This is a genomic window from uncultured Lactobacillus sp. (genome assembly GCF_947367085.1).
GTDB lineage: Bacteria > Bacillota > Bacilli > Lactobacillales > Lactobacillaceae > Lactobacillus.
In genome coordinates, this window is sequence record NZ_CANBCP010000005.1 from 32,268 (window position 1) to 55,358 (window position 23,091).

Sequence of the window (23,091 nt, forward strand, 5' to 3'; positions counted from 1 at the left end):
TAGTATTGTAATCGGTTACATGAATGCTAGAATATTAATTGAAATATGAAATCGGATTGTTACATTAAGTTGGCAAGACCAATATAGAGAAAACTCTTATTAGTCTTGCCATTTTTTATTGGAGGCAAAACCATGATCATCGAGCGAATTTTGAACAATAATGCTATTTTGGCTAAAGATGATAACGGACGAAATTTAGTTGCGTTAGGATCTGGAATTGCTTTTGGTAGGAAAAAAGGTCAAACAGTAGCAAGCTCAAAAATAGAAAAAATTTTCTATCCTAAAGATCAGGCGACGACAAATACGATAAGTGAAACCTTAGCACAGATTCGTCCTGAATACATAGAGTTATCCGATCAGATTATTTCAGAAGCAATTGCAAGTTCTGGTAAAAAGTTAAGTGACGATATTTATATTTCTTTGCCAGATCATCTTCAATTTGCAGTCGAGCGCGTTAGACAAGGTATCACTATTCAAAATAGGTTGACCATTGAAACTATGCAAGTTTATCCGGATGAGTTTCAATTAGGCAAAAAAGTAATCGATTATTTAGGTGAGAAAAGTGGATTGAAGTTTAATGATGATGAAGCTGCAAATGTTGCGATGCACATCATAACGGCAGAGGAAGGAGATTCGTTAGAGAACACTCAGGGGAGTATTGAATTAATAAATAACTTTTTGAATATTATTGAAGAGATGCTGGGTAAAAAGATTGATGTGGACTCTGTTTCATATTATCGATTAATTACTCATTTGAAATTTTTTGTTCAAAGAATAAAGAAGAAAACTAAAAGTTCTCATCCAGCAGATCAAGATCTCTATAATTTGATCATTCATAAATATCATAAAGAATACCTAATTGCTCAACGTCTGGCTGGGATAGTTTTAAGAGATTGTGATTATGAAGTATCACAAGATGAAATTATGTATTTAACAATACATATTCATAGAATTAATACCGCTAGCTGAGGATAGAAGCATGAATGAATATAAAGCAGTTGCAGAAAAAATAGTTAGCTCGCTTGGCGGTAGTTCAAATATTGTTGAAGCATATCACTGTGTGGCAAGAATTAGAATTAGAGTCAAGAATAGAGTAGAAATAAATTTTACGGAATTAAATTCGGTTGATGTAATTTTAGAAACAACTTTTGTTGATGGAGAGTTGCAAATATTGATCGGCAATCAAGTAGATAATTATTATTCTGCTTTGATGAAAATAATAAATGCTAAGAAAGATTTTTCTAAAATTAAAAAAGGAGATATTGAGATGGGAAAGTCTGGAAGTAAAAACAAACAGCTAGCTGAGCAGATTGTGAAACTAGTTGGTGGTAAAGAAAATGTTATTAGTTTAGTTCATTGTGTAACGCGTTTACGTTTTAAGTTGAAAGATGAAAGTAAAGCAGATGATCAAGCTTTAAAAAACTTAAAAGGTGTTATGGGCGTAGCTCATGCTGGTGGTCAATATCAAGTAATTATTGGCGCAAATGTTGCTGATGTTTATGACGAAGTAATGCCACTTTTAGGATTATCTTCAAGTCAGACAGTTGGTCCTCAAGATGAAGATAATGATAAAAATATTTTTAGTAAGTTTGTTGCATTAATTTCATCATTATTCATGCCCCTATTAGGTGTCATGACAGGGGCAGGTATGTTAAAAGGTTTGCTTGTTTTATTCAATGTTTTAGGTTGGGTTAAACAAGGAACTGGTACTTATATGATTTGGAATGCTGCAGGGGATGCACTATTTTACTTCTTACCAGTACTGTTAGGTTACACAGCAGGTAAAGCATTTCATGTAAATGAATTTGTAGGTGCAATTACTGGTGGAGCATTAGTTTATCCAACTATGGTAGCTGCAGCAACTGCTCACAAGGCTATTAACTTTATGGGAATTCCTGTTACTTTGATGAACTATAGTCAAACAATGCTTCCAATTGTAATTGCAATTTGGGCTATGTCATGGCTAGAAAAAGGTACAAAAAAAGTTATTCCTTCAGCGGTTAAGAATTTATTTGTTCCGTTACTTGATCTGATGATTATTGTTCCTTTGACTTATATTGTTGTTGGACCAATCACACAAACAATTTCGCAATGGTTATCAGTAGGAAGTTTATGGCTTTATGGTTTAGTTCCAGTTGTTGCTGGATTCATCTTAGGTGGTATTTGGCAAGGTGCAATTATCTTAGGTTTACACTGGGCATTTATTCCAGTATTAATGAATAACTTAACAACCAATGGCTTTGACCCAATTAATGGTATTTTGTACTGTACTTTATTTGGACAAGTTGGTGCTGCTTTAGCTATGGGCTTAAAAGCAAAAGATAAGAACTTTAAAGAAATTGCCCTTCCAGCAGCTTTATCAGGATTCTTCGGTATCACTGAGCCTATTATTTATGGTGTTACATTACCACATAAAAAATCATTCTTATTTGCTTCTATCGGGTCTGCCTTTGGTGGTGCAGTAGCAGCTGCTTGTCACGCTGGTATGTACACTATGCCTGGTGGTGGTGTCTTTGGTATTCCAGCATTTATCAATCCTAAGGGTATCAACTTACAATTCATCGGTTTAGTTGCTTCAATTGTTATCGCCTTAGTAGTAAGTTTTGTATTGACAATGATTTGGGGAGATAAAGTTGTAGCTGCAACTGATAATAACGATAAAGTTAAAAAAGTTGAATTCAAAGATGAAGCAATCTATGCTCCAATTGAAGGTATTGCAGTTCAATTAAAGAATGTTAAGGATGCTGTATTTTCAACTGAAACTATTGGTAAAGGTATTGCAGTTCAACCAGATAAGGGAGAAGTTAGAGCTCCATTTGATGGTAAGGTTGTTTCAGTATTTCCAACCAAGCATGCAATTGGTTTGAAATCTGATAATGGTGTGGAATTATTAATTCATATTGGAATTGATACAGTAAATCTTAAAGGTAAATATTTTGATTCAAAAGTTAAGGCAGGAGATATTGTTAAGAAAGATGATTTACTAGAAACTTTTGATTTAGATCAAATTAAAAAAGCTGGCTATGATACAGTAGTTCCAGTCGTTGTCACAAATGCCAATAACTTCGATGAAATTATCTTAGAAAAGAAAAATGGTGACGCAGTTAAGTTTGATGATCAATTATTGATGGCTACTGTAGATCAAGAAGTTGAAATTCCAGCACAAGCTGTTAAAGCTTAGTAAAAGAGGTTCTAGTATTGATGCTAGAGCCTTTTTGCTATTTGAGGTATTAAGATGAGAAAACTTTTAATTAGGGCAGATGATTTAGGATATAGTCGTAGTGTTAATTACGGAATATTTGATGCTGTTCATTTTGGAATTATAAATAATGTCGGCGTAATGACCAATATGCCTACTACTCCATATGCATTAGAATTGTTAAAAGATGAGAATATAGATTTAGGGATGCATACTAATATTTCAAATGGAAAGTCTGTATTGAATGCAAGCCAAGTACCAAGCTTAGTTGATGAAGATGGTAATTTTAAGAGTTCACATGTTTATAGAGAAAATTTTAGGCTGGGGAGACCAGATTTTGTTGAATTAGACGAGGTCGTTGCTGAAATCGAAGCACAGTATGGGCAATTTTTTAAATTAATAGGTAAAAAGCCAGATTATTTTGAGGGACATGCTGTGATGAGCCCTAATTTTAGGAAGGGGTTAAAAATCGTAGCCGACAAGTATGATCTGCCATTTCTTGATTTTCCAGTTTCGGCTTCGATATCATTTAAGAAAAATACGCATTTTAAAGTTTATATGGGTGGATATAAAGAAGGTAAAATCGATCCAAGTTACAAACCAATCGATTTATTAAAGAATGCAGTTGAACAAGAAGAGAAGGATTTAATTCCAATGTTTATCTCACACGCAGGATATTTAGACAATTATTTATTACAACATTCTAGTTTGACTGTCCCGAGGGTTAAGGAAGCTGCATGTTGGATTGATAAAAGCACTATCGATTATATTGCAGAGAATCAAATTAAACTTGTTCGATATAGTGAATGTGACTAGGTGAAAATATGGAGATTTCTAATATTTTAATAAACCAACTTCATGAGCCAATCGGTTATGATTTTTCAAATTTAAGAATTACATTTGAAGTGAAGGATGCTGATAAGAATAATGATACTTATAAAGGGGTAAAAATCTGGACAGATGATAAATCACATCCAATTTTAAATCTTTCAAAAATTATTTATGACACCAATTCTTTTGACATAGCCCTATCGCTTGCTCCACGAACTAGATACTATGTTGAGATTTCTGTTCAAAATGGAGATATTTTTGCTTCAAGAGAAACTTTCTTTGAAACAGGAAAAATGAAAGAACCCTTTGAAGGAAAATGGATAGCTAATGCTGATAAAGACTTGCCCAATCCTTTATTTAAAAAGAATTTTCACACAGAAAGAAATAACATTAAGCAGGCGAGATTATATGCAACGGGGCTTGGAGTATATAATGCTTATTTAGATGGTAAGAAAATTGGTAATGAATTTCTTACACCGGGCTTTACAGCATATGATCAGTGGGTCCAGATTCAAACCTACGATATAACGGATTTACTAACGGCAAATTCATTGCATGACTTGGTATTTTCATGTGCTGATGGATGGTATAAAGGAAATATGGGATTTGACGGTGGAAAAAATAATATTTATGGCGATCAACACATGATCTTAGCGGATCTTTACATTACTTATGATGATGGAAAAAGCCAAATCATTAAAACTGATAAAAGTTGGTTTACAACAAATGGACAAGTAACTAAATCAGGCATTTATTATGGTGAAGATGTAGACGCAACCATCAAAATTGAAAATTATAGACCAGTTGTTGAAGTTCAATCACCTACAAGCGAGCTTAGTGATCGATTAAGTTTACCAATTGTTGAACACGAAAAATTAGATGTTAAAAAAGTCATCAATACTCCCAAAGGAGAACTTATTTTAGACTTTGGTCAAAATCAAGCTGGTTGGCCAATGTTTTATAATCATCTTCCTAAAGGTAAAAAGATCATCCTTCAAATGGGCGAGATTTTGCAAAATGGAAACTTTTATAATGAAAATTTACGTAAGGCTAGAGCTAGTTTTACCTATATTTCTGATGGTAAGAAAAAGTGGGTACATCCCAATTTTACATATTTCGGATATCGATATGTAAAAGTCACAGGGGTAGATAAGCTTAATCCAGAGGATTTTAAAGCTCAGGTTTTATATTCCGATCTAAAACAAACTGGTCATCTCCAGACAAATAATGAAAAAGTAAATCGTTTATTTCAAAATGTTATTTGGGGACAAAGAAGTAATTTCATGGACGTTCCTACTGATTGTCCTCAAAGAGATGAACGTTTAGGATGGTGCGGTGATAGCGAGATATTTTCTGAAACTGCTAATTTCAATATGGATACTTTCGAATTCTTTAGAAAGTATTTAAGGGACATAAGAGTTGAACAAACTCTAAATGGTGGAAAATCACCGATGTTTGCACCTAGTCTAAAAACACCATTCTCCGGGATGGCGATTTGGGGCGATGCTATTTGCATTCTTAATTGGAATTTATATAAATTCTATGGTGACAAGGCGTTGCTTCAAGAAAATTATTATGCGATGAAGAGATGGGTAGATTGGATTACAGCTAATAGTAAAACGGCAGATTTGTGGACTGGACAGATGCAGTTAGGAGACTGGCTCGCATTAGATAATGATGAGCCTAGTTCGCCTAAAGGAAAAACAGATGATGTTTATATTGCATCACTTTATTATGCAAATTCAGCTCATATTGTTGCTCAAGCTGCTGGAGTTTTAAATAATTTGTCTGATATGAAGAAGTATACAGACTTGAATCAAAGAATATTGCAGGCTATCAGAAAAGAATATCTGAGTCCAAATGGGCGATTAACAATTGATACACAAAGTGCTTACGTATTAGCTTTAAAATTTGATTTACCGTTGCCAAAGCAAAAGAAGCATGTAATTGACGATTTAGTAACTAGAATTCATAAAGATAATGATCATTTAACTACAGGATTTGTAGGTACACCGTATCTATGTGAAGAATTATCTGAAAATGGATATCATAATTTAGCTGTTAAGATTTTTCTACAAGAAGATTATCCTAGTTGGCTTTATAGTGTAAACTTAGGTGCAACAACTATATGGGAAAGATGGAATTCAGTCTTAAAAGATGGAAAGATGAATCCGGCAGGAATGAATTCATTGAATCATTATAGTCTGGGTGCAGTTATGGCTTGGTGTTATAAAGATATCTTAGGTATTTACGACCATAATAGTGATTTTTCCCAAGTAGTGTTTAAACCACACTTTGATATGAATCTAAGCCAGGTGAAAGGATCATACGATAGTAATTATGGAAAACTAAAAATTGATTATGAGTTAAAGTCGTCAACCTCAGTAAAAATAAATCTTGAGATACCTTTCGGTATGAAGCTAATACTTAAGCTTTATGATATAGCATCTGATACTTTCTCAGTAAATGGGAAAATAATATCAATTCCAAATGTTTTACAAAGCGGAACATATGAGATTGAATATAGAACTACTAAGTCACTAGTCAAAGGACTAAATTTAGACATTAAAATCTCCACGTTGCTAGAAAAGAAAGAATTAGTAGCAAAGATTGATAAAATTGATAAGAATATTTTGTTAAAGATGAAGCGTCCGGGGAATACTCGAGGGATGTTTATCAGTAAGAGTTTTAAATCACTCTTGGAGTTTGAATCTGTAGATCAACAAAAGATAGATAAAATTAAAAAAACTATTTGATGAAGAAAAATGATACTAAAAATAGACTGAATTTCTAATTCGGTCTATTTTTAGTATGTTGAATTTCTTTTAATAGGTAATACATTAACTATGCTATTTTGTGTTGAATCATCACCATTTATAAGTTGCAGTAGACGCTGTGCAGCAACTTTGCCAATTAATTCTGGTTGTTGGTCAATTGTTGTAATGGTCGGATAAGTATATTCACATAAAATATTATTATCATATCCAACTATTTGAAAATCGTCTGGAATTTTTAAATTTCTTCGTTGAGACTCTTTAATGATTCTGGCTGCATATAAGTCGTTAACAGTAATAATAGCATCAAATTGCTGATACTTCTCCAAAGTACTTTGAGCTGCAATACTTGGATCTGATTCCGAAGTTTCTTCCAAAACAAAATTAATATGTAATTTGTTTAATTCAGTTATCATTGATTCAATTCTTTCTTTAATTGTGGGTAGTGTTAAGGGCCAGTGCTGAATCAAGATGTTTTTTGCTGAATTTTTCAATAAATCTATACTTTCTTTACCACCTTTTACATTATCTGAAGCTATTCGAACAACGGAGTCTTTAATATTGGCACTATCATACATCACAAAGGGAGTATGAATTTGAAAATTAGGATTGATTGTAAAAGCTGAAGTAATAATACCGTCAACGTTATTATTTTCAAAATTATTAATATATTGCTGGTATTTCGCATTATCAGAACTGGCACTAAAAGAAATTAAAGCAGTATAGCCATATTTTTGAATGATTTCTTGAATACCATCAATTATTTGTGTATAGAATCTGTTGTTTAAATCAGGGATAATTATTCCGATCATTTTAGATCTCTTTTGATACAGAGTTCTCGCAACTTGATTGGGATGATAGTTTGTTTCTTTGATTATCTGTTTAACTCTATCTTTAGTTTCCATGCTAACTTTTCCAGAGTGATTTATTATTCTTGAAACGGTTGCAACAGAAACATTAGCTAGTTTTGCAATATCTCGAATAGTTGTCATGATTGTACAGTCTCTTTCTGTAAATGTAATGGGTTACATTATTATTATACCGCAATTTTACTGAAAGCTTAGTTTAGTCATAGTTGAGCAATTTCACGTTGAAATGTAACCGGTTACACTATAGTATAAAAGTGTAAGAAATGAGATGACTCGTATGTCAGGAGGAAACATTATGGATATTGAGGAACTCAAAAAAACTAATAAACATAATTGGAAATTAAAAGTTGGAATTTTGGGTATTTCACTTTTTCTACAAGTTGCTGGTTCAAATTTGGCCGCAATCCCGATGATTGCTAAAACTTTTCCAAATGAATCGCTAACATCAGTACAAGCATTGTTTACGATTCCTTCATTTACAATTATGCTATTTATTTTGTTTAGCAATGCAGTAATTAAATGGGTAGGTAAACGTAATACTGTAATTATTGGAATGATAGCAACACTAATAGGTGGTTTGATTCCCTTCTTTATTAATAACTTTCCATTAATCGTATTTAGCAGATTGCTTGTGGGAGCAGGAATTGGTCTTTTTACTTCATTAGCTGTCTCATTGATTGGAGATTGTTTTAGTGGTGAAGAGCAAAAAACATTAATTGGTATTCAAGGTGCGATGGGAACTTTAGGTAACAGCGCATGTACATTTATTTCAGGTTTACTTTTAGGGATTAGTTGGCAAAGTACTTTTCTGTATATGCTCTTAATCATTCCATTTTTAATTCTTTTTATGATGGGATATACGAAAAAGATGCAAGATGAAACTACAGTGAAGAAGACTACTTCAGTGAAAAAGAGTAATACTATGCATGCTAAAATCCCAGTAATCATTTATATTGCATTTTTTATGCTTTTCCTATATTTCTCAGCATTTATGGTAGAAGCCACAGCTTCAGCTTTAGTTATTCAACAAAATAATTTAGCAAATCAAGGGTTACTTTCGACAGAAATTGCTATTGGTGGACTTATTGGAGCTGTAATTTCTATGGGCTACAGTAAGATACTTAAAGTGCTCCATCATTATACTCCAGTAGTTACTACATTATGCGGAGCGGTTGGTTTCATAATTTGCTCACAAGCTAGGAATATGTTGGTCTTTTTTATTGGATTATTGTTGATGTTTGTGAGTTCTTTGATTATTCCATACGTTTATGACACGATTTTGAGCGATGTGGACCCATCAATTAGTAACTTAATTATCTCTATTGCTCAAGTATGTAATAATTTAGGCGCGTTTGCTTCACCATATGTAATAGTATTCTTGAGCAAAGTTCTTCACTTAACTACTCCAGTTGATCAAATGAGAATTAGCGCAGGGATTCTAGTTGTAATTACATTTGTATTCTTTGTGATGGCATTAGTTCATAAAAAGTCCGTTCAAGTAGCTGAATAGATTTGGTAAGGTTAGGAGAAGTTTATTATGCAAACAGTTGAAAAATGGAAAAGATATGAATTGGTTTTAGCTGGACCACAAAATGGTAATCCATTTAGGGATGTCAATTTGACAGCTACATTTACTCATAACAATCATAGTGTTACGGTAGATGGCTTTTATGATGGTAATGGTATTTATAAAGTTTGCTATATGCCTGAATTGGAAGGGGAGTGGACAGTAACCACCCAATCTAATGTCGATGCTTTAGATAATAGGACTGATAAATTCGTTGTTACATCTGCTAGTGAAAATAATCATGGCCCTGTCCGTGTATCAGGAAAAACCCACTTTGCTTATGCAGATGGAACAGGTTATATTCCTTTTGGTACTACAGCTTATGCTTGGACGGTGCAGCCTAAGGATGTTCAAAAACAGACTCTAGAGACGTTAAGCCAGAACAGATTTAATAAAATTAGGATGCTCGTTTTTCCCAAGAGTTATGATTACAACACTAAAGAACCGGATATTTATCCATTTGAAGGGGCTCCAAAAGTAAAACGCGGTGGGACAGATTGGATTTTTGATGGAAGTGATACTGGCTTTGATTTTACTAGACCTGTACCTGAATATTTCCAGAATTTGGAAAAAAATATTGAAGAATTAGATAAGTTAGGAATTCAAGCAGATTTAATTTTATTTAGTCCTTACGATCGTTGGGGCTTTGCTCGTATGGGTATGGAAAACAATTTACAATATTTGAAATATATTGTTGCCCGATTAGCCTCATATAAAAACGTTTGGTGGGCTTTGGCCAATGAATATGATTTGATGGACTTGGTAGGACAAATCCCACTAAGAGATTGGGATAGAATTGGTCAATTTGTTCATGAAAAGGATCCTTCTCAACACCTTGAATCAATTCATAATTTCTATGATCCGCCACAACATAAAGATACTACGAAGAACTGGTATGACCATACTAAACCATGGATTACTCATTTAAGTGTTCAATCCGATAATGTATTTTTAATACCAAAATGGATTGAAGAATATCAAAAACCTGTGGTAGATGATGAATGTCGCTATGAAGGTAATATCGAATTTGGTTGGGGTGATAATTCTGCTCAAGGCATGATGGATAACTTCTGGCGTGTGATTTTACGTGGTGGCGGTTGTACTCATGGAGAAACTTATATCGATAAGCCTGATACCGACCGACCAATTTGGTGGGCTCATGGTGGAAAACTTTATGGTCAAAGTCAAAAGAAAATAAACTTCTTATATGATTTACTTAAAAAGAACGGTTTTGACTGGGTAAAGCCACAAGCAACTAGTGGTCCAACTTGGGAATTAGCAGTAGGATCAACTCCAGATGAAAAGAAATGGTTGGTTTACTTTGGTGATAATCAACCTGAGTATGAATTATTTAGCTTTTTGCCTAAGGATAAAAAGTTTAGCGCTAAATTAATTAATGCTTGGGATGAAACAGTTGAAGATTTTAATACTGAAATTTCAAATGATAAGAAATTCCACATTGCAAGAAAACCATACCAGGCTATGTTATTAACAGAAATGTAAGATGTAAAAAAGAGCATGTTAAATGCTCTTTTTGTACTGTATTTGAACTAAACTAACAAATCCACACTTTATAAAGAAATCGCTTTCATGTACAATTAAATTGTTAAGAAACAATTTGAAGGGAGATAAAAACATGGCATTTCCAAAGAACTTTTTATGGGGTGGCGCAACAGCTGCAAATCAAATTGAAGGTGCATACGACGTTGATGGTAAGGGACTTTCAGTAACTGATATTACGACTGCAGGTAGTTTAGACAAGCCAAGAATGTTGACTTATAAATTAAATGGCAAGTTAGAAAAGACACCTGGAATACCTGGCGCGGGCTTACCTCAAGGCGCTGTGGGTGCAATTGATCCAAATGAATATTATCCAAATCATGTCGCAATTGATTTTTACCATCATTATAAAGAAGACATTAAATTATTTGCTGAGATGGGATTTAAGACATTTCGCTTGTCAATTGCTTGGACTAGAATTTTTCCAAACGGTGATGAAGAAAAGCCAAATCAAGCAGGACTTGATTTTTACCGTCGTGTGTTTGAAGAATGTAAAAAATACGGCATTGAACCTTTAGTGACGATTTCACACTATGAAGATCCACTTTATTTGAGTGAAAAATATCATGACTGGCAAGATCGCAAGATGATAGATCTTTACGTCAAATACGCAACTACTTTATTTGAAGAATATAAGGGCCTAGTGAAGTATTGGCTGACTTTTAACGAAATTAATAGTGCGATCATGTTCTTAGATATGTTTGCTGATAAGGTTAGTGATGAAGATTATCAACATGCTTACCAAAAGCTGCATTATCAATTTGTAGCGAGTGCCAAGGCTGTTAAAAAGGCTCACGAGATTGATCCAAATTATGTGGTTGGTAATATGATTTGCGGTATTGTTAACTATCCTTTGACGCCTGATCCAAAAGATATTTTGCTTAACTTCCACGCTTGGGAAAAGAACCTGTTTTATTGTGGAGACGTTCAAGCTAAAGGTAAATATCCAACTTTTGCTAAACGTTTGTGGAATGAGCATAATGTTCATTTAGACATTACAGATGAAGATAAAAAGGATCTTCTTGAGGGTAAAGTTGATATGTATACTTTTTCTTACTACATGTCTAATGTGATCACATCCCACAAGGTGGAAGATAAAGTTGGTGGCAACTTCGCAGCTGGTGCTAAGAATCCATATCTTAAGTATTCTGAATGGGGCTGGGCAACTGATCCTGATGGCTTACAATACTATCTTGAATTGATGTATGATCGTTATGAAATTCCAATGATGGTTGTGGAAAACGGTCTTGGTGCAGTTGATAAAATTAGTGAAGATGGCAAGATTCATGATGATTATCGAATTGATTATTTGAGAATGCACATCAAGGCAATGAATCGTGCTATTGAAGATGGTGTGGATTTGATTGGTTACACCACTTGGGGCTGTATTGATTTAGTCAGTGCTGGTACTGGTCAAATGTCAAAGCGTTACGGTTTTATTTATGTTGATCGCGACGATGAAGGAAATGGCAGTTTGAAGAGAATGCCAAAAGATTCATTTTACTGGTACAAGAAGGTAATTGAATCTAATGGAAAAGATTTAGATTAACTATATATAGATAATATTTTGAATAGAGGAATTTAGGAGTTAAATCTTAGATTCCTTTATTTTTTTGAAAATGTTACTATATTAAAGATAATTTTTATTGCGGAAGGTAACAGGATGGAAAATAAAGCAAAGCAAAAGCTCTGGACAATCTTAGCTGCGAGCGCTGCAGCGATGTGGGGAGTATCAGGATTATTTGGAGAAGCATTATTTGGCGTAAGTAATGCCATCACACCTTTATGGCTTACACAAACCAGAATGATTATTTCGGCTGTAGTATTACTGACTATAGCGCAAATATTAGGGCATAAGCCTTTTTCAACTTTGAAAAATAAACATGACTTATTAGTGATTATTGCGTATGGTTTATTTGGATTATTACCTGTTCAGTTGTTTTATTTTATCGTTATTCAGCAAGCAAACGCTTCAGTTGCGACAATATTGCAATTTATGGGTCCATTTTTTGTGATTGCTTATTTAGGTATTACTCATAAACAGGTAATTCGCAGGTTAGATATTATCGCAGCTATAGCGGCATTTATAGGCGTATTTTTGTTAGCAACGCATGGAAAGTTTAATCAGTTAGCGATCACTCCACTGGCTTTGTTATGTGGTTTTTTATCAGCTATTGGAGAAGCCAGCTATACTCTGATTCCTGTCAGTATCGTCAAAAGAGTATCGAGTTTAGTTTTGACTGGGTGGGGGATGTTAGTTGCAGGAATTGGGCTAATTATTATCCATCCAAACTTTCCACCAATTCCTAATAAACCTCAAGTTTGGCTGTTAGCAGGAGCTGTTATTGTGATTGGAACCATTATTCCTTTTCAAATTATGGCTAATGCATTACGGTATGTTAAACCTGCTATTGTAAGCTTATTAGATGCATTTGAGCCACTTGCTGCAACATTTGGTGCTGTTTTAGTTTTTAACTTGTCAATGTCAGTCATGGACTGGATTGGAACGATTCTAATTTTGGTAGCGGTGCTTGCATTAAATATTTCTCCCAAAAATAAAATCAAAAGACGAAAGCAGAGCTGAAACAAGTTCTGCTTTTTTAAATAAAAAATCATAGTTTTCGTGTAATAAATAGTGAGTAAGATTTTTATATGAAAACGGTGAAAGAATGAATAAGGAACCTCAAAAGTGGTACGGTTTTACTGAAGACAAAGTTTTTGGCTGGGTAATGGCAGATAAGAGCTTTTGTAATTTTGACTATCCTGGCAAAAATCGGGTGCGTTATTCTTATCATGAATATGAAGATCAGGATAAAACTCTAAGATTGCCAACTGGTGCGAGTAAGTTTATTATTAATGCAAAAGGTAAGTTGGCTAAAAACAGTGAGGACTTACAAAATTTAGCACGACTGATACAAGGAGAGCCAATTAAAGATAACAACGTTTTCTTTAATTATGCACAGGAAAAAATTAGAGAAATTAATCTTGATAAAGAAAAGAGGTTGCAAATTATGGACTATGAGACGAAATTGTTAGAAAGAGAACAATACGGTGAGCTTAAAGGTCGCAAAATAGGGCTTAAGATGGGTGAGCTTAAAGGCCGCAAAGCAGGCTTGAAAATAGGCGCAGAAAGAGCAGCCGCAGATAATATTCGCAAAACTATAGTACGTTATCGAAAATTTAATATTTCAGAAGATCAAATATTGGAAAGCTTAATAGCAGATTATAGTCAATACTTTACACCTCAGGAGATTCGCCGATTCATGGCAGAGGGCAGAAATTAATGTTTTAAATTTCGTCACTAATCTTTTACAAGTATCCCATTTTTTCTTATAATGTTTAACGTTTAGAAAAAAGAAAGGGATGAAGTATATGAAACTTAGACAAGCAACAATGGCTGATTTTGACCATATTATGGAGATTTTAAAAGATGGTGCTAATCAATTAGCTGAGCGTGGTGTTGATCAATGGCAAGGGGAGTATCCTTCACCAGATCAAATAAAAGAGGATATTGAAAATGGCTGGGCTTATTTAGCTGTTTCTCAAGATGGAGAAACTGTCGGAGCCATTGCAATTGTACCAGCACCTGATCATTCTTATGATAATTTAAAAGGAAGATGGTTATTAGATACTAATAATTATGTAGTAATTCACCGTGTGGCCATCCACTCAAATCATGCTGGCAATGGATATGCGACTAAGTTACTAACTGAAGTTATTGATCAAATTAGAGATAATTATCTAAATATTGATTCGATTCGAATTGATACTCATGAAGACAATTTGGCAATGCAGCATTTGATTGATAAAATGGGTTTTACTAAAGTTGGCGAACTTCATGGCGTGTATCGTCCAAATGAAATTTCATATGTCTATGAAAATATCCGTGAAAAATAAAATTTAGAGAAGCTGGAAAAATCCAACTTCTTTTTTCTTGCAAAAGGTAAGTAGACATTAGAATATGGTAAAATATTCAGTAAGTGTGCTCACATGATCTATATCAAAATAATATTTTGGAGACTTATTAATGAAAAAGCATAAGTTAAGAAATCTTATCTTAATTTTTATCACGATATTAGCAGTAAATCTACTTACTGCATGTCAAAATAACGCCAAGAAAGTTACGATTGTTGGCTCTTCGGCAATGCAGCTTTTGGCTGAGCAAGCTGGCAATGACTATCGATTATCTCATCCTGATAGTAATATCGTAGTTCAAGGCGGCGGTTCCGGCACAGGTTTAAGCCAGGTGCAAGCCGGAGCGGTTCAGATCGGAACATCTGATGTCTTTGCACAGACACAAAAAGGAATCGACGCAAAAAAATTGAAAGATTATTTAATAGCGGTAGTAGGCATTGTTCCAATAGTTAACAAGGACGTAGGAATTAAAAATCTAAGCCAAGTTCAACTTGCACAAATTTTTACTGGAAAAGTAACTAATTGGAAGCAACTTGGTGGAAAAAACATACCTATTACTGTTATCAATCGTTCAAAAGGTAGTGGAACTCGTTCTACGTTTGAAAGTTTAATTCTTAAAAATCAAAAGCCAATTAAGGCTCAAGAACAGGATTCTAATGGGACTGTCCGTAGAATTGTTAGTTCAACTCCGGGAGCAATTTCTTACATTTCATTTCCTTATGCAAGCGATAAAAATATTCAAAAATTGAGCATTGACCATATTGCTCCAACTAACAAAAATATCACAACCAATCGCTGGCAGTTATGGTCTTATGAACATATGTATACCAAAGGAAAACCAAATGCTGCAACTAAATCATTTATTGACTATATGCTTGCAAGTAAAGTTCAAAAAGATCTAGTACCTAAATTAGGATATTTAAGTATTAATGATATGAAGATTTACCGTAATAGTAAAAATCAAGTAGTATCTTTATCTAAGGAATAAATATGGATAACAAAGAAGATTTAAAAAAGGTTGTTGATCAAGCTTTAGCTGAGCAAAAGGTTCCTCACGTTAAGCTTAAAAAAATCGGTGCTCAAAAAGCTGATGTAGATAAATTAACGCAACCATCTAAAGAAACCCGTCAAGAATATTGGGGTAAAGGTCTAACTTATAGCGCAATTTTGCTAATTATCATTTTGGTAGCTTCAATTATTGGCTTTATTGCTGTTCATGGATTGGCTACATTTACTCAAAATCATGTCAATGTTTGGCATTTTTTATCATCCACTGATTGGGATCCAGGCGAAGGAAAAAACCATGTTGGTGCTTTAGCTATGATTGTAACTTCTTTTGCCGTTACTTTATTGGCAGCAATTGTAGCAACACCATTTGCGATAAGCGTGGCGCTGTTTATGACTGAATATTCTTCTAAAAAAGGCAGTCGCTTTTTACAATCAGTCATAGAATTATTAGTTGGAATCCCTTCTGTAGTATATGGATTTTTAGGCTTATCAATAATCGTGCCATTTATCAGGTCAGTTTTTGGCGGGACGGGATTTGGTATTTTGTCAGCCACATTAGTCTTATTTGTAATGGTCTTACCAACAATAACTTCATTAACTGTTGACGCTTTAAAGGCTGTTCCAAACCATTATCGTCAAGCTTCGGCTGCTTTAGGTGCAACGCATTGGCAAACCATTTATAAAGTTGTTTTACGAGTAGCAACGCCAAGAATTTTAACGGCGGTTATTTTTGGTATGGCACGTGCCTTTGGTGAAGCTTTGGCGGTACAAATGGTTATCGGTAATGCAGTACTTATGCCATATAACTTGGTTAGTCCAGCAGCTACTTTAACTAGTCAACTTACCAGTCAAATGGGAAATACTGTAATGGGGACTTTGCCAAATAATGCCTTATGGTCATTAGCTTTGCTTTTGTTAATTATGGCGCTATTTTTCAACTTCTTAGTTCGCTTAATTGGTAGAAAGGGACAAAAATAATGAATCCAAAAACTGCAAATAAAGTTGCTACTGCCGGGATTTATGCCTTAGTCAGTATTGTCGTCATTATTTTAATTGGAATACTTGGCAATATTTTGGTTTCAGGTGTCCCACACCTATCTTGGCACTTTTTAAGTTCGCAAGCCTCCTCTTTTCAAGCTGGTGGAGGTGTTCGAGATCAATTGTTTAACTCGGTTTACTTATTGATCTTAACGATGATTATTTCAATTCCGATTGCGCTTGGAGCTGCAATTTATTTATCAGAATATGCCGGGGACAATTGGTTTACTAATTTGATTAGAACTACAATTGAAATCTTAAGTTCATTACCATCTATTGTAGTAGGTTTATTTGGATATTTATTATTTGTAGTTCAGTTTAATTTCGGCTTTTCAATTTTAGCAGGTGCTTTGGCATTGACTTTCTTCAACTTGCCAACTTTGACTAGTAATTTTGAACAAGCTATTGATGGAGTATCACAAGCTCAACGCGATGCAGGATTAGCTTTAGGCTTATCTAATTGGAAAACGATTCGTGGAATAGTGTTGCCAGCAGCTTTACCAGGAATTTTAACAGGATTAATTTTAAGTGCTGGTCGTATTTTTGGTGAAGCGGCTGCTTTGATTTATACTGCTGGACAAAGCGGTTCAACTATTGATTATGCAAATTGGAATCCTTTTAGCCCAACAAGCTTTTTGAATGTTATGCGTCCTGCAGAAACTTTGGCTGTTCATATCTGGAAGGTTAATACTGAGGGCATTATTCCAGATGCAACGATAGTTTCCGCAGCAACTTCAGCCTTATTAATTATTGTAGTTATTGTTTTCAATTTTGGAGCTAGAGCCTTAGGTAACCACTTGTATCGCAAATTAACGGCAGCTAAAGCTTCATAATCGAGGTAAAAAATGCAAGATGTTAAAGATATAAAGCCCCATATTGTTCATTTCGCTGAAGACGAGCAAATATTATCCACACAAGATTTGAGCGTCTTTTATGGGGGAACTACTCAAAAACTTTTTGAAGCCAGTTTACAATTTAAGAAAAAAACTATCACAGCTTTGATTGGTGGTTCTGGGTCAGGTAAATCGACTTTTTTACGCTGCTTAAATCGAATGAACGATAAGATTGCGCGAATCGATGGTCAAATTTGGTATCATGGCCTAGATATTAATGCTCAAAATATCAATGTATATGAATTGAGAAAAAATATCGGTATGGTTTTTCAAAAGCCCAACCCATTTCCTAAATCAATCAAAGATAATATAACTTACGCTTTAATTGCCAATGGCGAAAAAGATAAGCACAAGCTTGATCAAATTGTCGAAGAAAGTTTAAGAGCAGCTGCTCTTTGGGATGAAGTCAAAGATAAGCTCAATAAGAGTGCTTTAGCTTTATCAGGTGGTCAGCAGCAACGTTTGTGTATTGCACGTGCACTTGCTTTAAAGCCGGAAGTATTACTTTTAGATGAGCCGGCTAGTGCTTTAGATCCCGTTTCTACTTCAAAACTTGAAGACACATTGAAACAGCTGCGCAGCGATTATTCAATGATTATGGTAACGCATAATATGCAGCAGGCCAGCCGTATTTCTGATTACACCGCCTTTTTCCACTTAGGCCACGTTTTGGAATACAACACTACAGAAAACATTTTCACTAATCCCCAAGGAAAAATTACTGAAGATTATATTCGTGGAAGTTTCGGTTAGGAGTAAATATGACGACGATTATTTCAAGTAAAGATGTTCATTTGAGCTATGGTAATTTTGAAGCACTTCATGGGATCAGCATGGATTTTAAACAAAACGAATTAACTGCTCTTTTAGGACCATCTGGTTGTGGAAAATCTACTTTCTTACGCTGTATTAATCGAATGAATGATGATATTGCAAATGTAAAAATTACAGGCGAAATCAAATTCGAGAATCAAGATATCTACAGTCCCAAGACAGATTTAGTTTGGCTTAGAAAAGAAGTAGGGATGGTTTTTCAGCAACCAACGCCGTTTCCATTTTCAGTGTATAACAATATTGCTTATGGTTTGAAACTAGCTGGTATCAAAGATAAGGCTTTGATAGATCAGCGTGTTGAAGAAAGTTTAAAACAAGCTGCAATTTGGCGTGAAGTAAAAGACGATTTGAACAAAAATGCCCAGAGCTTTTCTGGAGGACAGCAGCAAAGAATCTGTATAGCACGTGCTTTGGCAGTTCATCCCAAAGTGGTTTTACTTGATGAGCCGACAAGTGCCCTTGATCCAATTTCTTCATCTGAGATTGAAGAAACACTGTTGAATTTAAAGCATGAGTTTACATTCATTATGGTGACTCACAATCTTCAGCAAGCTAGTCGTATTTCTGATATGACGGCATTTTTCATGAATGGTGACTTGATTGAATACGGGACAACTAGTGATATGTTTATGAAGCCACAAAAGCAAATAACAAGTGATTACTTGAATGGACGTTTTGGATAAAAGGAGATCTAACGATGCATGAAGTTTTTCTAGATGAATTAAAAAAGCTGAATACCCGTTTTATGAATATGGTTATTGATGTTAGTGAGCAAATCGAAAATGCTACTCAGGCTTTCATTGACCATGATAAAAAAGCAGCTCAAGAGATTGTGAAAGATGACCAAAAAGTTTCTAAGATGGCCTTAAAAGTTGAAAAAAGAACATTAAAGCTCATGGCCCTTCAACAGCCCGTTGCTAGTGATTTTAGAAATGTAATCTCAATCTTAAAAGCAATCACTGACTTAGAGCGAATTGGTGAAAATGCAATGTCAATTGCTTGGGAAACCATTCGAGTAAAAGGAAATAAGCGAATTCCTGAAGTAGAAGACTTAATCAAGCAGATGTCTGATCGTGTGACTTTTATGTTAGATCAAGTCTTGAAATCTTTCATTCAGTCCGATGAAAAGTTAGCTCGTGATGTCGCAGCTCAAGATAGTCAAGTAGATGAATTGTATGTCAAAGCTAGAAAGGCTATCATTGCCGGAATTAAGGAAGACCCAGAGTCTGCTGTAGCCTCGTCAAGTTACTTCATGGTTATTCGCCTTTTAGAAAGAATTGGCGACCACGTCGTGAACTTGGCTCAATGGGTGGTTTATAAGACTAGCGGTGAATTAGTAGATTTAAACTCATCTAATGACGAGAATGTTATGAATAGTCTTTAAAATTGAATATAAACAAAAACTGATGGTGTCACTGATAACCATCAGTTTTTATTTATGAAAGCGTGTACTTTTCCTTCCATTAAACTATAATATAAGTGTATTCATATAGTAAAAATGGAGGATATATAATGGCTGAAGCAGTAAAAAAGAAAAAACATCAATTCCCAACAGCTTATACAGTAATTATTATCGTCTTACTGTTGGTGCAGATATTAACCTTTTTTATTCCATCCGGAAATTACGCGACAATAGCTTATGATACTGAAAATCAAAACTTTGTTGTGACTAACCCTAATGGAACTACCAAAAAAGAGCCTGCTACGCAAAAGACTCTCGATAAATATAAGGTCAAAATTAAGGTAGATAAATTTAAAAATGGGACAATTTATAAGCCAGTAGCGATACCAAATTCGTATGAAAGAATTAATATGAAAAAACCATCCCTCGGTGGTGCGGTATTTCAATTTTTGTCTTCTCAAGTAAATGGGATTGCTCAATCAATTGACATCATTGCCTTTGTCTTGATTTTAGGTGGATGTATTGGGGTTGTGCATGCAAATGGAGCAATTGACGCCGGAATGCAAGCATTATCTAAGAGAATTCAAGGCAAGCAGGTACTTTTGATCGTTTTAGTTATGGGACTAATTGCCGTAGGTGGAACAACATTTGGTTTAGCTGAAGAAACGATGGCCTTTTATCCGATTTTAATTCCGGTATTTTTGCTGGCCGGATTTGATCGAATGACAGTAGTTGCGACAATTTTCTTAGGAACAAGTATTGGCACGATGGCTTCGACGATTAATCCTTTTTCTACTGTTATTGCTTCAAATACCGCAGGTGTTAACTTTACTGATGCATTGCCATTAAGAGTGGTAATGTGGGCGACATGCGTAATTGTAGGGATGATCTACGTAATTGTTTATGCTAAAAAGGTCCAAAAAAATCCTAAGTCATCTTATGTTTACAATGAATTTGCTCAAGAAGATCAAGAATACTTGCAAAATAATAAAAAAGACAAGGACTTCAAATTTACTTTACGTCAAAAGTTAACCTTACTCACTTTTGCAATAGCCTTTATCGTAATGATCTGGGGTGTTCAACAAAAAGGATGGTATTTCACTGAAATCTCAGTTGTTTTCTTAGCTGCTGGATATATTTTAGCTGTAGTTTCAGGGTTAAATGAACATAAATTTGTTCAAAGTTTCGTAAATGGTGCAGCTGACTTGTTAGGAGTAGCATTAACTATTGGTTTGGCACGTGCTGTATCAATCATTATGGAGGAAAGTCACACCAGTGATACAATTATGTATTTCTTTAGTAAGCAGGTCGCAGGAATGCCGCCATTACTATTTATCTGGTTTATGTTTATTATCTTTATTGTCTTAGGCTTCTTTATTCAATCATCGTCTGGACTAGCTGTATTATCGATGCCGATTATGGCACCATTAGCTAACGTAGTAGGAATAGATCGAGCAAGTATTATTGATGCTTATAATTGGGGTCAAGGTTTTATTTCGTTAGTTGCTCCAACGGGACTGATTTTAATGAGTTTGATGATGGTTAATATTGGCTTTGATAAGTGGTTTAAGTTTTGCTGGAAATTACTAGTAATTGAATTTGGTTTATGTTTAGCATTTTTAGCAATTGGTCTGGTTGTGTATTAATTTACAAGCATTAGATTAGTAATGTTTGCGCTTTCTTGTTATTCTGGAATTGTCGTTAGAATGACAGGAGGTATTTCAATGAGATACGAAAAAACACAAAAAATTATGAACCAAATAGTTGCTGATTTAACCCAAGCTCACATGGTTGTTCACCAACACCACTGGTATATGTTAGGACATCGCTTTATTAAGATTCATTTTTATTTAGATCATGTTATGGAAGAATTAGCTGATCAACAAGATGAAGTTGCCGAAAGATTGATTGAAATTAATGGTAGTCCAATTTCTACTTATGAAGAAGTTTTGGCTTTAACTAAAATTCCTGATCGTAAGGGTAATTGGGAATTATCAATGGATGAAAGATTGGAATTGATCTTACAAGCTTATAAACAGCTTCGTGATGACTATGAAGAAGGAATCAAAATTACTGCTGAAGAAGGCGATGATTCCACAAATGATATGCTGATTGGTCTGCACACAGCTATCGAAAAGAGAATTTGGATCATTGCTGCTGAACTTGGTGAGCGGCCAGGTCGTGGTGAATAAAATTTAAGATTTACAAAGGCGCCTACTATTAGACGCCTTTTGTTATAATTAAGCTAAATAAGAATAGATGGGAAAGGTTTTACTTATGAATAAAGTCACGATTGTAGGATCAATTAATGTTGATAGTATTCTTCATATAGCAAAATTACCACAGCCTGGTGAAACAATAGCGATGTCAGCTTTTTCAAAAGCAGCCGGCGGTAAAGGTGCTAATCAAGCTGTTGCTTCAAGTCGAGCACAAAATCAGACAATTTTTGTAGGTCGTGTCGGCGATGACGATAATGGTCGATTTATGCTTGATCAATTTAAAGAAAATAATATTGATAGTCGCTTTGTTTCAGTAAGTCCAAATAACCAAACTGGCCAAGCGTATATTTTATTGCAAGATTCCGGTCAAAATTCAATTATTATTCAACATGGTGCTAATTTTGATGTGAGCGTTGAGGATGTAGAAAAAGCTCGTGGCGAAATTGAAAGTAGCGACTTTGTAATTGCTCAATTTGAAATACCGCTTGAAGCAACAATTGCCGCTTTCAAGATCGCCAAAGCAGCTGGTAAAACTACAATATTAAATCCAGCCCCTGCCAAAAGTGAGATCCCTAAAGAGCTGTTAGAATTAACAGATTTAATTACTCCTAATGAAACAGAAGCCCAGAGCATAACTGGCATTGAAGTAATTGATGAAGCTTCAATGAAAAAAGCTGCTGAGCGCTTGCATGACTTAGGTGTAAAAGGCGTCATTATCACAGTGGGTGAACGCGGATCTTATGTGTCTTATAATGATCTGCATCAAATTATTCCAGCTTTCAAAGTAAAAGCTATTGATACGACCGCTGCAGGCGACACTTTCATTGGGGCATTAGCTAGTGAGCTGAAGCCAGATTTAAGTAATTTAAAACAAAGCATTATCTATGCATCTAAATCGTCATCATTTACCGTACAAAAACTCGGTGCATTCCCATCTATTCCCAATCGTAAGTTAGTAGAGCAAGCTCTCAAGGAAGATTAA

20 protein-coding genes are annotated in these 23,091 nt (G+C 34.7%); 19 read left to right on the forward strand and 1 reads right to left on the reverse strand.

Annotation, left to right across the window (positions count from 1 at the left end):
* Positions 1-132: 132 nt before the first annotated feature.
* From Q0Y70_RS01660 to Q0Y70_RS01675, 4 genes are read left to right on the forward strand one after another with little or no spacing between them, the layout of a single operon-like run.
* Positions 133-969 (forward strand): PRD domain-containing protein, encoded by an 837-nt coding sequence (locus Q0Y70_RS01660; protein WP_297815713.1) that lies wholly within the window; start codon positions 133-135, stop codon positions 967-969.
* Between the two features lie 10 nt (positions 970-979).
* Positions 980-3,181 carry a beta-glucoside-specific PTS transporter subunit IIABC gene (locus Q0Y70_RS01665; protein ID WP_297815716.1) on the forward strand — a complete coding sequence of 734 codons (2,202 nt, stop codon included), beginning with the start codon at positions 980-982 and terminating at the stop codon, positions 3,179-3,181.
* A gap of 54 nt (positions 3,182-3,235) precedes the next feature.
* Entirely contained in the window at positions 3,236-4,015 is a 780-nt protein-coding gene (locus Q0Y70_RS01670) for a ChbG/HpnK family deacetylase (protein ID WP_297815719.1), read from the forward strand.
* Between the two features lie 8 nt (positions 4,016-4,023).
* Positions 4,024-6,786: an alpha-L-rhamnosidase gene (locus tag Q0Y70_RS01675; RefSeq protein WP_297815722.1), complete on the forward strand. Its 2,763-nt coding sequence runs from the start codon at positions 4,024-4,026 to the stop codon at positions 6,784-6,786.
* 50 nt (positions 6,787-6,836) lie between these two features.
* Here Q0Y70_RS01675 and Q0Y70_RS01680 read toward each other — a convergent pair whose 3' ends face one another.
* Positions 6,837-7,796, reverse strand: coding sequence for a LacI family DNA-binding transcriptional regulator (locus Q0Y70_RS01680; protein ID WP_297815725.1), 960 nt, complete (start codon positions 7,794-7,796; stop codon positions 6,837-6,839).
* A gap of 172 nt (positions 7,797-7,968) precedes the next feature.
* Between Q0Y70_RS01680 and Q0Y70_RS01685 the strand changes: the two genes are divergently transcribed.
* From Q0Y70_RS01685 to rbsK, 15 genes are all read left to right on the forward strand, one after another.
* Entirely contained in the window at positions 7,969-9,183 is a 1,215-nt protein-coding gene (locus Q0Y70_RS01685; RefSeq protein ID WP_297815729.1) for an MFS transporter, read from the forward strand.
* A 27-nt stretch (positions 9,184-9,210) separates the two neighbouring features.
* Positions 9,211-10,743, forward strand: coding sequence for a DUF5060 domain-containing protein (locus tag Q0Y70_RS01690; protein ID WP_297815733.1), 1,533 nt, complete (start codon positions 9,211-9,213; stop codon positions 10,741-10,743).
* 133 nt (positions 10,744-10,876) lie between these two features.
* Entirely contained in the window at positions 10,877-12,349 is a 1,473-nt protein-coding gene (locus Q0Y70_RS01695) for a glycoside hydrolase family 1 protein (RefSeq protein WP_297815737.1), read from the forward strand.
* 114 nt (positions 12,350-12,463) lie between these two features.
* Complete coding sequence (locus Q0Y70_RS01700) at positions 12,464-13,384, forward strand: DMT family transporter (protein WP_297815740.1); 921 nt, start codon at positions 12,464-12,466, stop codon at positions 13,382-13,384.
* 85 nt (positions 13,385-13,469) lie between these two features.
* Complete coding sequence (locus Q0Y70_RS01705) at positions 13,470-14,084, forward strand: hypothetical protein (RefSeq protein WP_297815743.1); 615 nt, start codon at positions 13,470-13,472, stop codon at positions 14,082-14,084.
* A gap of 88 nt (positions 14,085-14,172) precedes the next feature.
* Positions 14,173-14,697 carry a GNAT family N-acetyltransferase gene (locus tag Q0Y70_RS01710; protein WP_297815746.1) on the forward strand — a complete coding sequence of 175 codons (525 nt, stop codon included), beginning with the start codon at positions 14,173-14,175 and terminating at the stop codon, positions 14,695-14,697.
* Positions 14,698-14,827: 130 nt separating this feature from the next.
* Positions 14,828-15,703 (forward strand): phosphate ABC transporter substrate-binding protein, encoded by an 876-nt coding sequence (locus Q0Y70_RS01715; RefSeq protein WP_297815749.1) that lies wholly within the window; start codon positions 14,828-14,830, stop codon positions 15,701-15,703.
* Positions 15,704-15,705: 2 nt separating this feature from the next.
* Positions 15,706-16,701, forward strand: coding sequence for a phosphate ABC transporter permease subunit PstC (gene pstC, locus Q0Y70_RS01720; protein ID WP_297815753.1), 996 nt, complete (start codon positions 15,706-15,708; stop codon positions 16,699-16,701).
* Complete coding sequence (gene pstA, locus Q0Y70_RS01725) at positions 16,701-17,594, forward strand: phosphate ABC transporter permease PstA (RefSeq protein WP_297815755.1); 894 nt, start codon at positions 16,701-16,703, stop codon at positions 17,592-17,594. The genes pstC and pstA overlap by 1 nt, the downstream gene beginning before the upstream one ends.
* Before the next feature lie 12 nt (positions 17,595-17,606).
* Positions 17,607-18,407 (forward strand): phosphate ABC transporter ATP-binding protein PstB, encoded by an 801-nt coding sequence (gene pstB / locus Q0Y70_RS01730; RefSeq protein WP_297815757.1) that lies wholly within the window; start codon positions 17,607-17,609, stop codon positions 18,405-18,407.
* An 8-nt stretch (positions 18,408-18,415) separates the two neighbouring features.
* Positions 18,416-19,171: a phosphate ABC transporter ATP-binding protein PstB gene (gene pstB / locus Q0Y70_RS01735; RefSeq protein WP_297815761.1), complete on the forward strand. Its 756-nt coding sequence runs from the start codon at positions 18,416-18,418 to the stop codon at positions 19,169-19,171.
* A gap of 14 nt (positions 19,172-19,185) precedes the next feature.
* Positions 19,186-19,872: a phosphate signaling complex protein PhoU gene (gene phoU / locus Q0Y70_RS01740; protein WP_297815765.1), complete on the forward strand. Its 687-nt coding sequence runs from the start codon at positions 19,186-19,188 to the stop codon at positions 19,870-19,872.
* Between the two features lie 128 nt (positions 19,873-20,000).
* Entirely contained in the window at positions 20,001-21,536 is a 1,536-nt protein-coding gene (locus tag Q0Y70_RS01745) for a YfcC family protein (RefSeq protein WP_297815768.1), read from the forward strand.
* A gap of 78 nt (positions 21,537-21,614) precedes the next feature.
* Positions 21,615-22,082: a Dps family protein gene (locus tag Q0Y70_RS01750; protein WP_297815770.1), complete on the forward strand. Its 468-nt coding sequence runs from the start codon at positions 21,615-21,617 to the stop codon at positions 22,080-22,082.
* Between the two features lie 85 nt (positions 22,083-22,167).
* On the forward strand, positions 22,168-23,091 hold the full coding sequence (rbsK, locus tag Q0Y70_RS01755; RefSeq protein ID WP_297815772.1) for a ribokinase: 924 nt from the start codon (positions 22,168-22,170) through the stop codon (positions 23,089-23,091).

Coding starts and splice junctions, on each gene's coding strand:
- Q0Y70_RS01660 (WP_297815713.1), top strand. CDS start 133: ATGATCATCGAGCGAATTTTGAACAATAATGCTATTTTGGCTAAAGAT.
- Q0Y70_RS01665 (WP_297815716.1), top strand. CDS start 980: ATGAATGAATATAAAGCAGTTGCAGAAAAAATAGTTAGCTCGCTTGGC.
- Q0Y70_RS01670 (WP_297815719.1), top strand. CDS start 3,236: ATGAGAAAACTTTTAATTAGGGCAGATGATTTAGGATATAGTCGTAGT.
- Q0Y70_RS01675 (WP_297815722.1), top strand. CDS start 4,024: ATGGAGATTTCTAATATTTTAATAAACCAACTTCATGAGCCAATCGGT.
- Q0Y70_RS01680 (WP_297815725.1), bottom strand. CDS start 7,796: ATGACAACTATTCGAGATATTGCAAAACTAGCTAATGTTTCTGTTGCA.
- Q0Y70_RS01685 (WP_297815729.1), top strand. CDS start 7,969: ATGGATATTGAGGAACTCAAAAAAACTAATAAACATAATTGGAAATTA.
- Q0Y70_RS01690 (WP_297815733.1), top strand. CDS start 9,211: ATGCAAACAGTTGAAAAATGGAAAAGATATGAATTGGTTTTAGCTGGA.
- Q0Y70_RS01695 (WP_297815737.1), top strand. CDS start 10,877: ATGGCATTTCCAAAGAACTTTTTATGGGGTGGCGCAACAGCTGCAAAT.
- Q0Y70_RS01700 (WP_297815740.1), top strand. CDS start 12,464: ATGGAAAATAAAGCAAAGCAAAAGCTCTGGACAATCTTAGCTGCGAGC.
- Q0Y70_RS01705 (WP_297815743.1), top strand. CDS start 13,470: ATGAATAAGGAACCTCAAAAGTGGTACGGTTTTACTGAAGACAAAGTT.
- Q0Y70_RS01710 (WP_297815746.1), top strand. CDS start 14,173: ATGAAACTTAGACAAGCAACAATGGCTGATTTTGACCATATTATGGAG.
- Q0Y70_RS01715 (WP_297815749.1), top strand. CDS start 14,828: ATGAAAAAGCATAAGTTAAGAAATCTTATCTTAATTTTTATCACGATA.
- pstC (WP_297815753.1), top strand. CDS start 15,706: ATGGATAACAAAGAAGATTTAAAAAAGGTTGTTGATCAAGCTTTAGCT.
- pstA (WP_297815755.1), top strand. CDS start 16,701: ATGAATCCAAAAACTGCAAATAAAGTTGCTACTGCCGGGATTTATGCC.
- pstB (WP_297815757.1), top strand. CDS start 17,607: ATGCAAGATGTTAAAGATATAAAGCCCCATATTGTTCATTTCGCTGAA.
- pstB (WP_297815761.1), top strand. CDS start 18,416: ATGACGACGATTATTTCAAGTAAAGATGTTCATTTGAGCTATGGTAAT.
- phoU (WP_297815765.1), top strand. CDS start 19,186: ATGCATGAAGTTTTTCTAGATGAATTAAAAAAGCTGAATACCCGTTTT.
- Q0Y70_RS01745 (WP_297815768.1), top strand. CDS start 20,001: ATGGCTGAAGCAGTAAAAAAGAAAAAACATCAATTCCCAACAGCTTAT.
- Q0Y70_RS01750 (WP_297815770.1), top strand. CDS start 21,615: ATGAGATACGAAAAAACACAAAAAATTATGAACCAAATAGTTGCTGAT.
- rbsK (WP_297815772.1), top strand. CDS start 22,168: ATGAATAAAGTCACGATTGTAGGATCAATTAATGTTGATAGTATTCTT.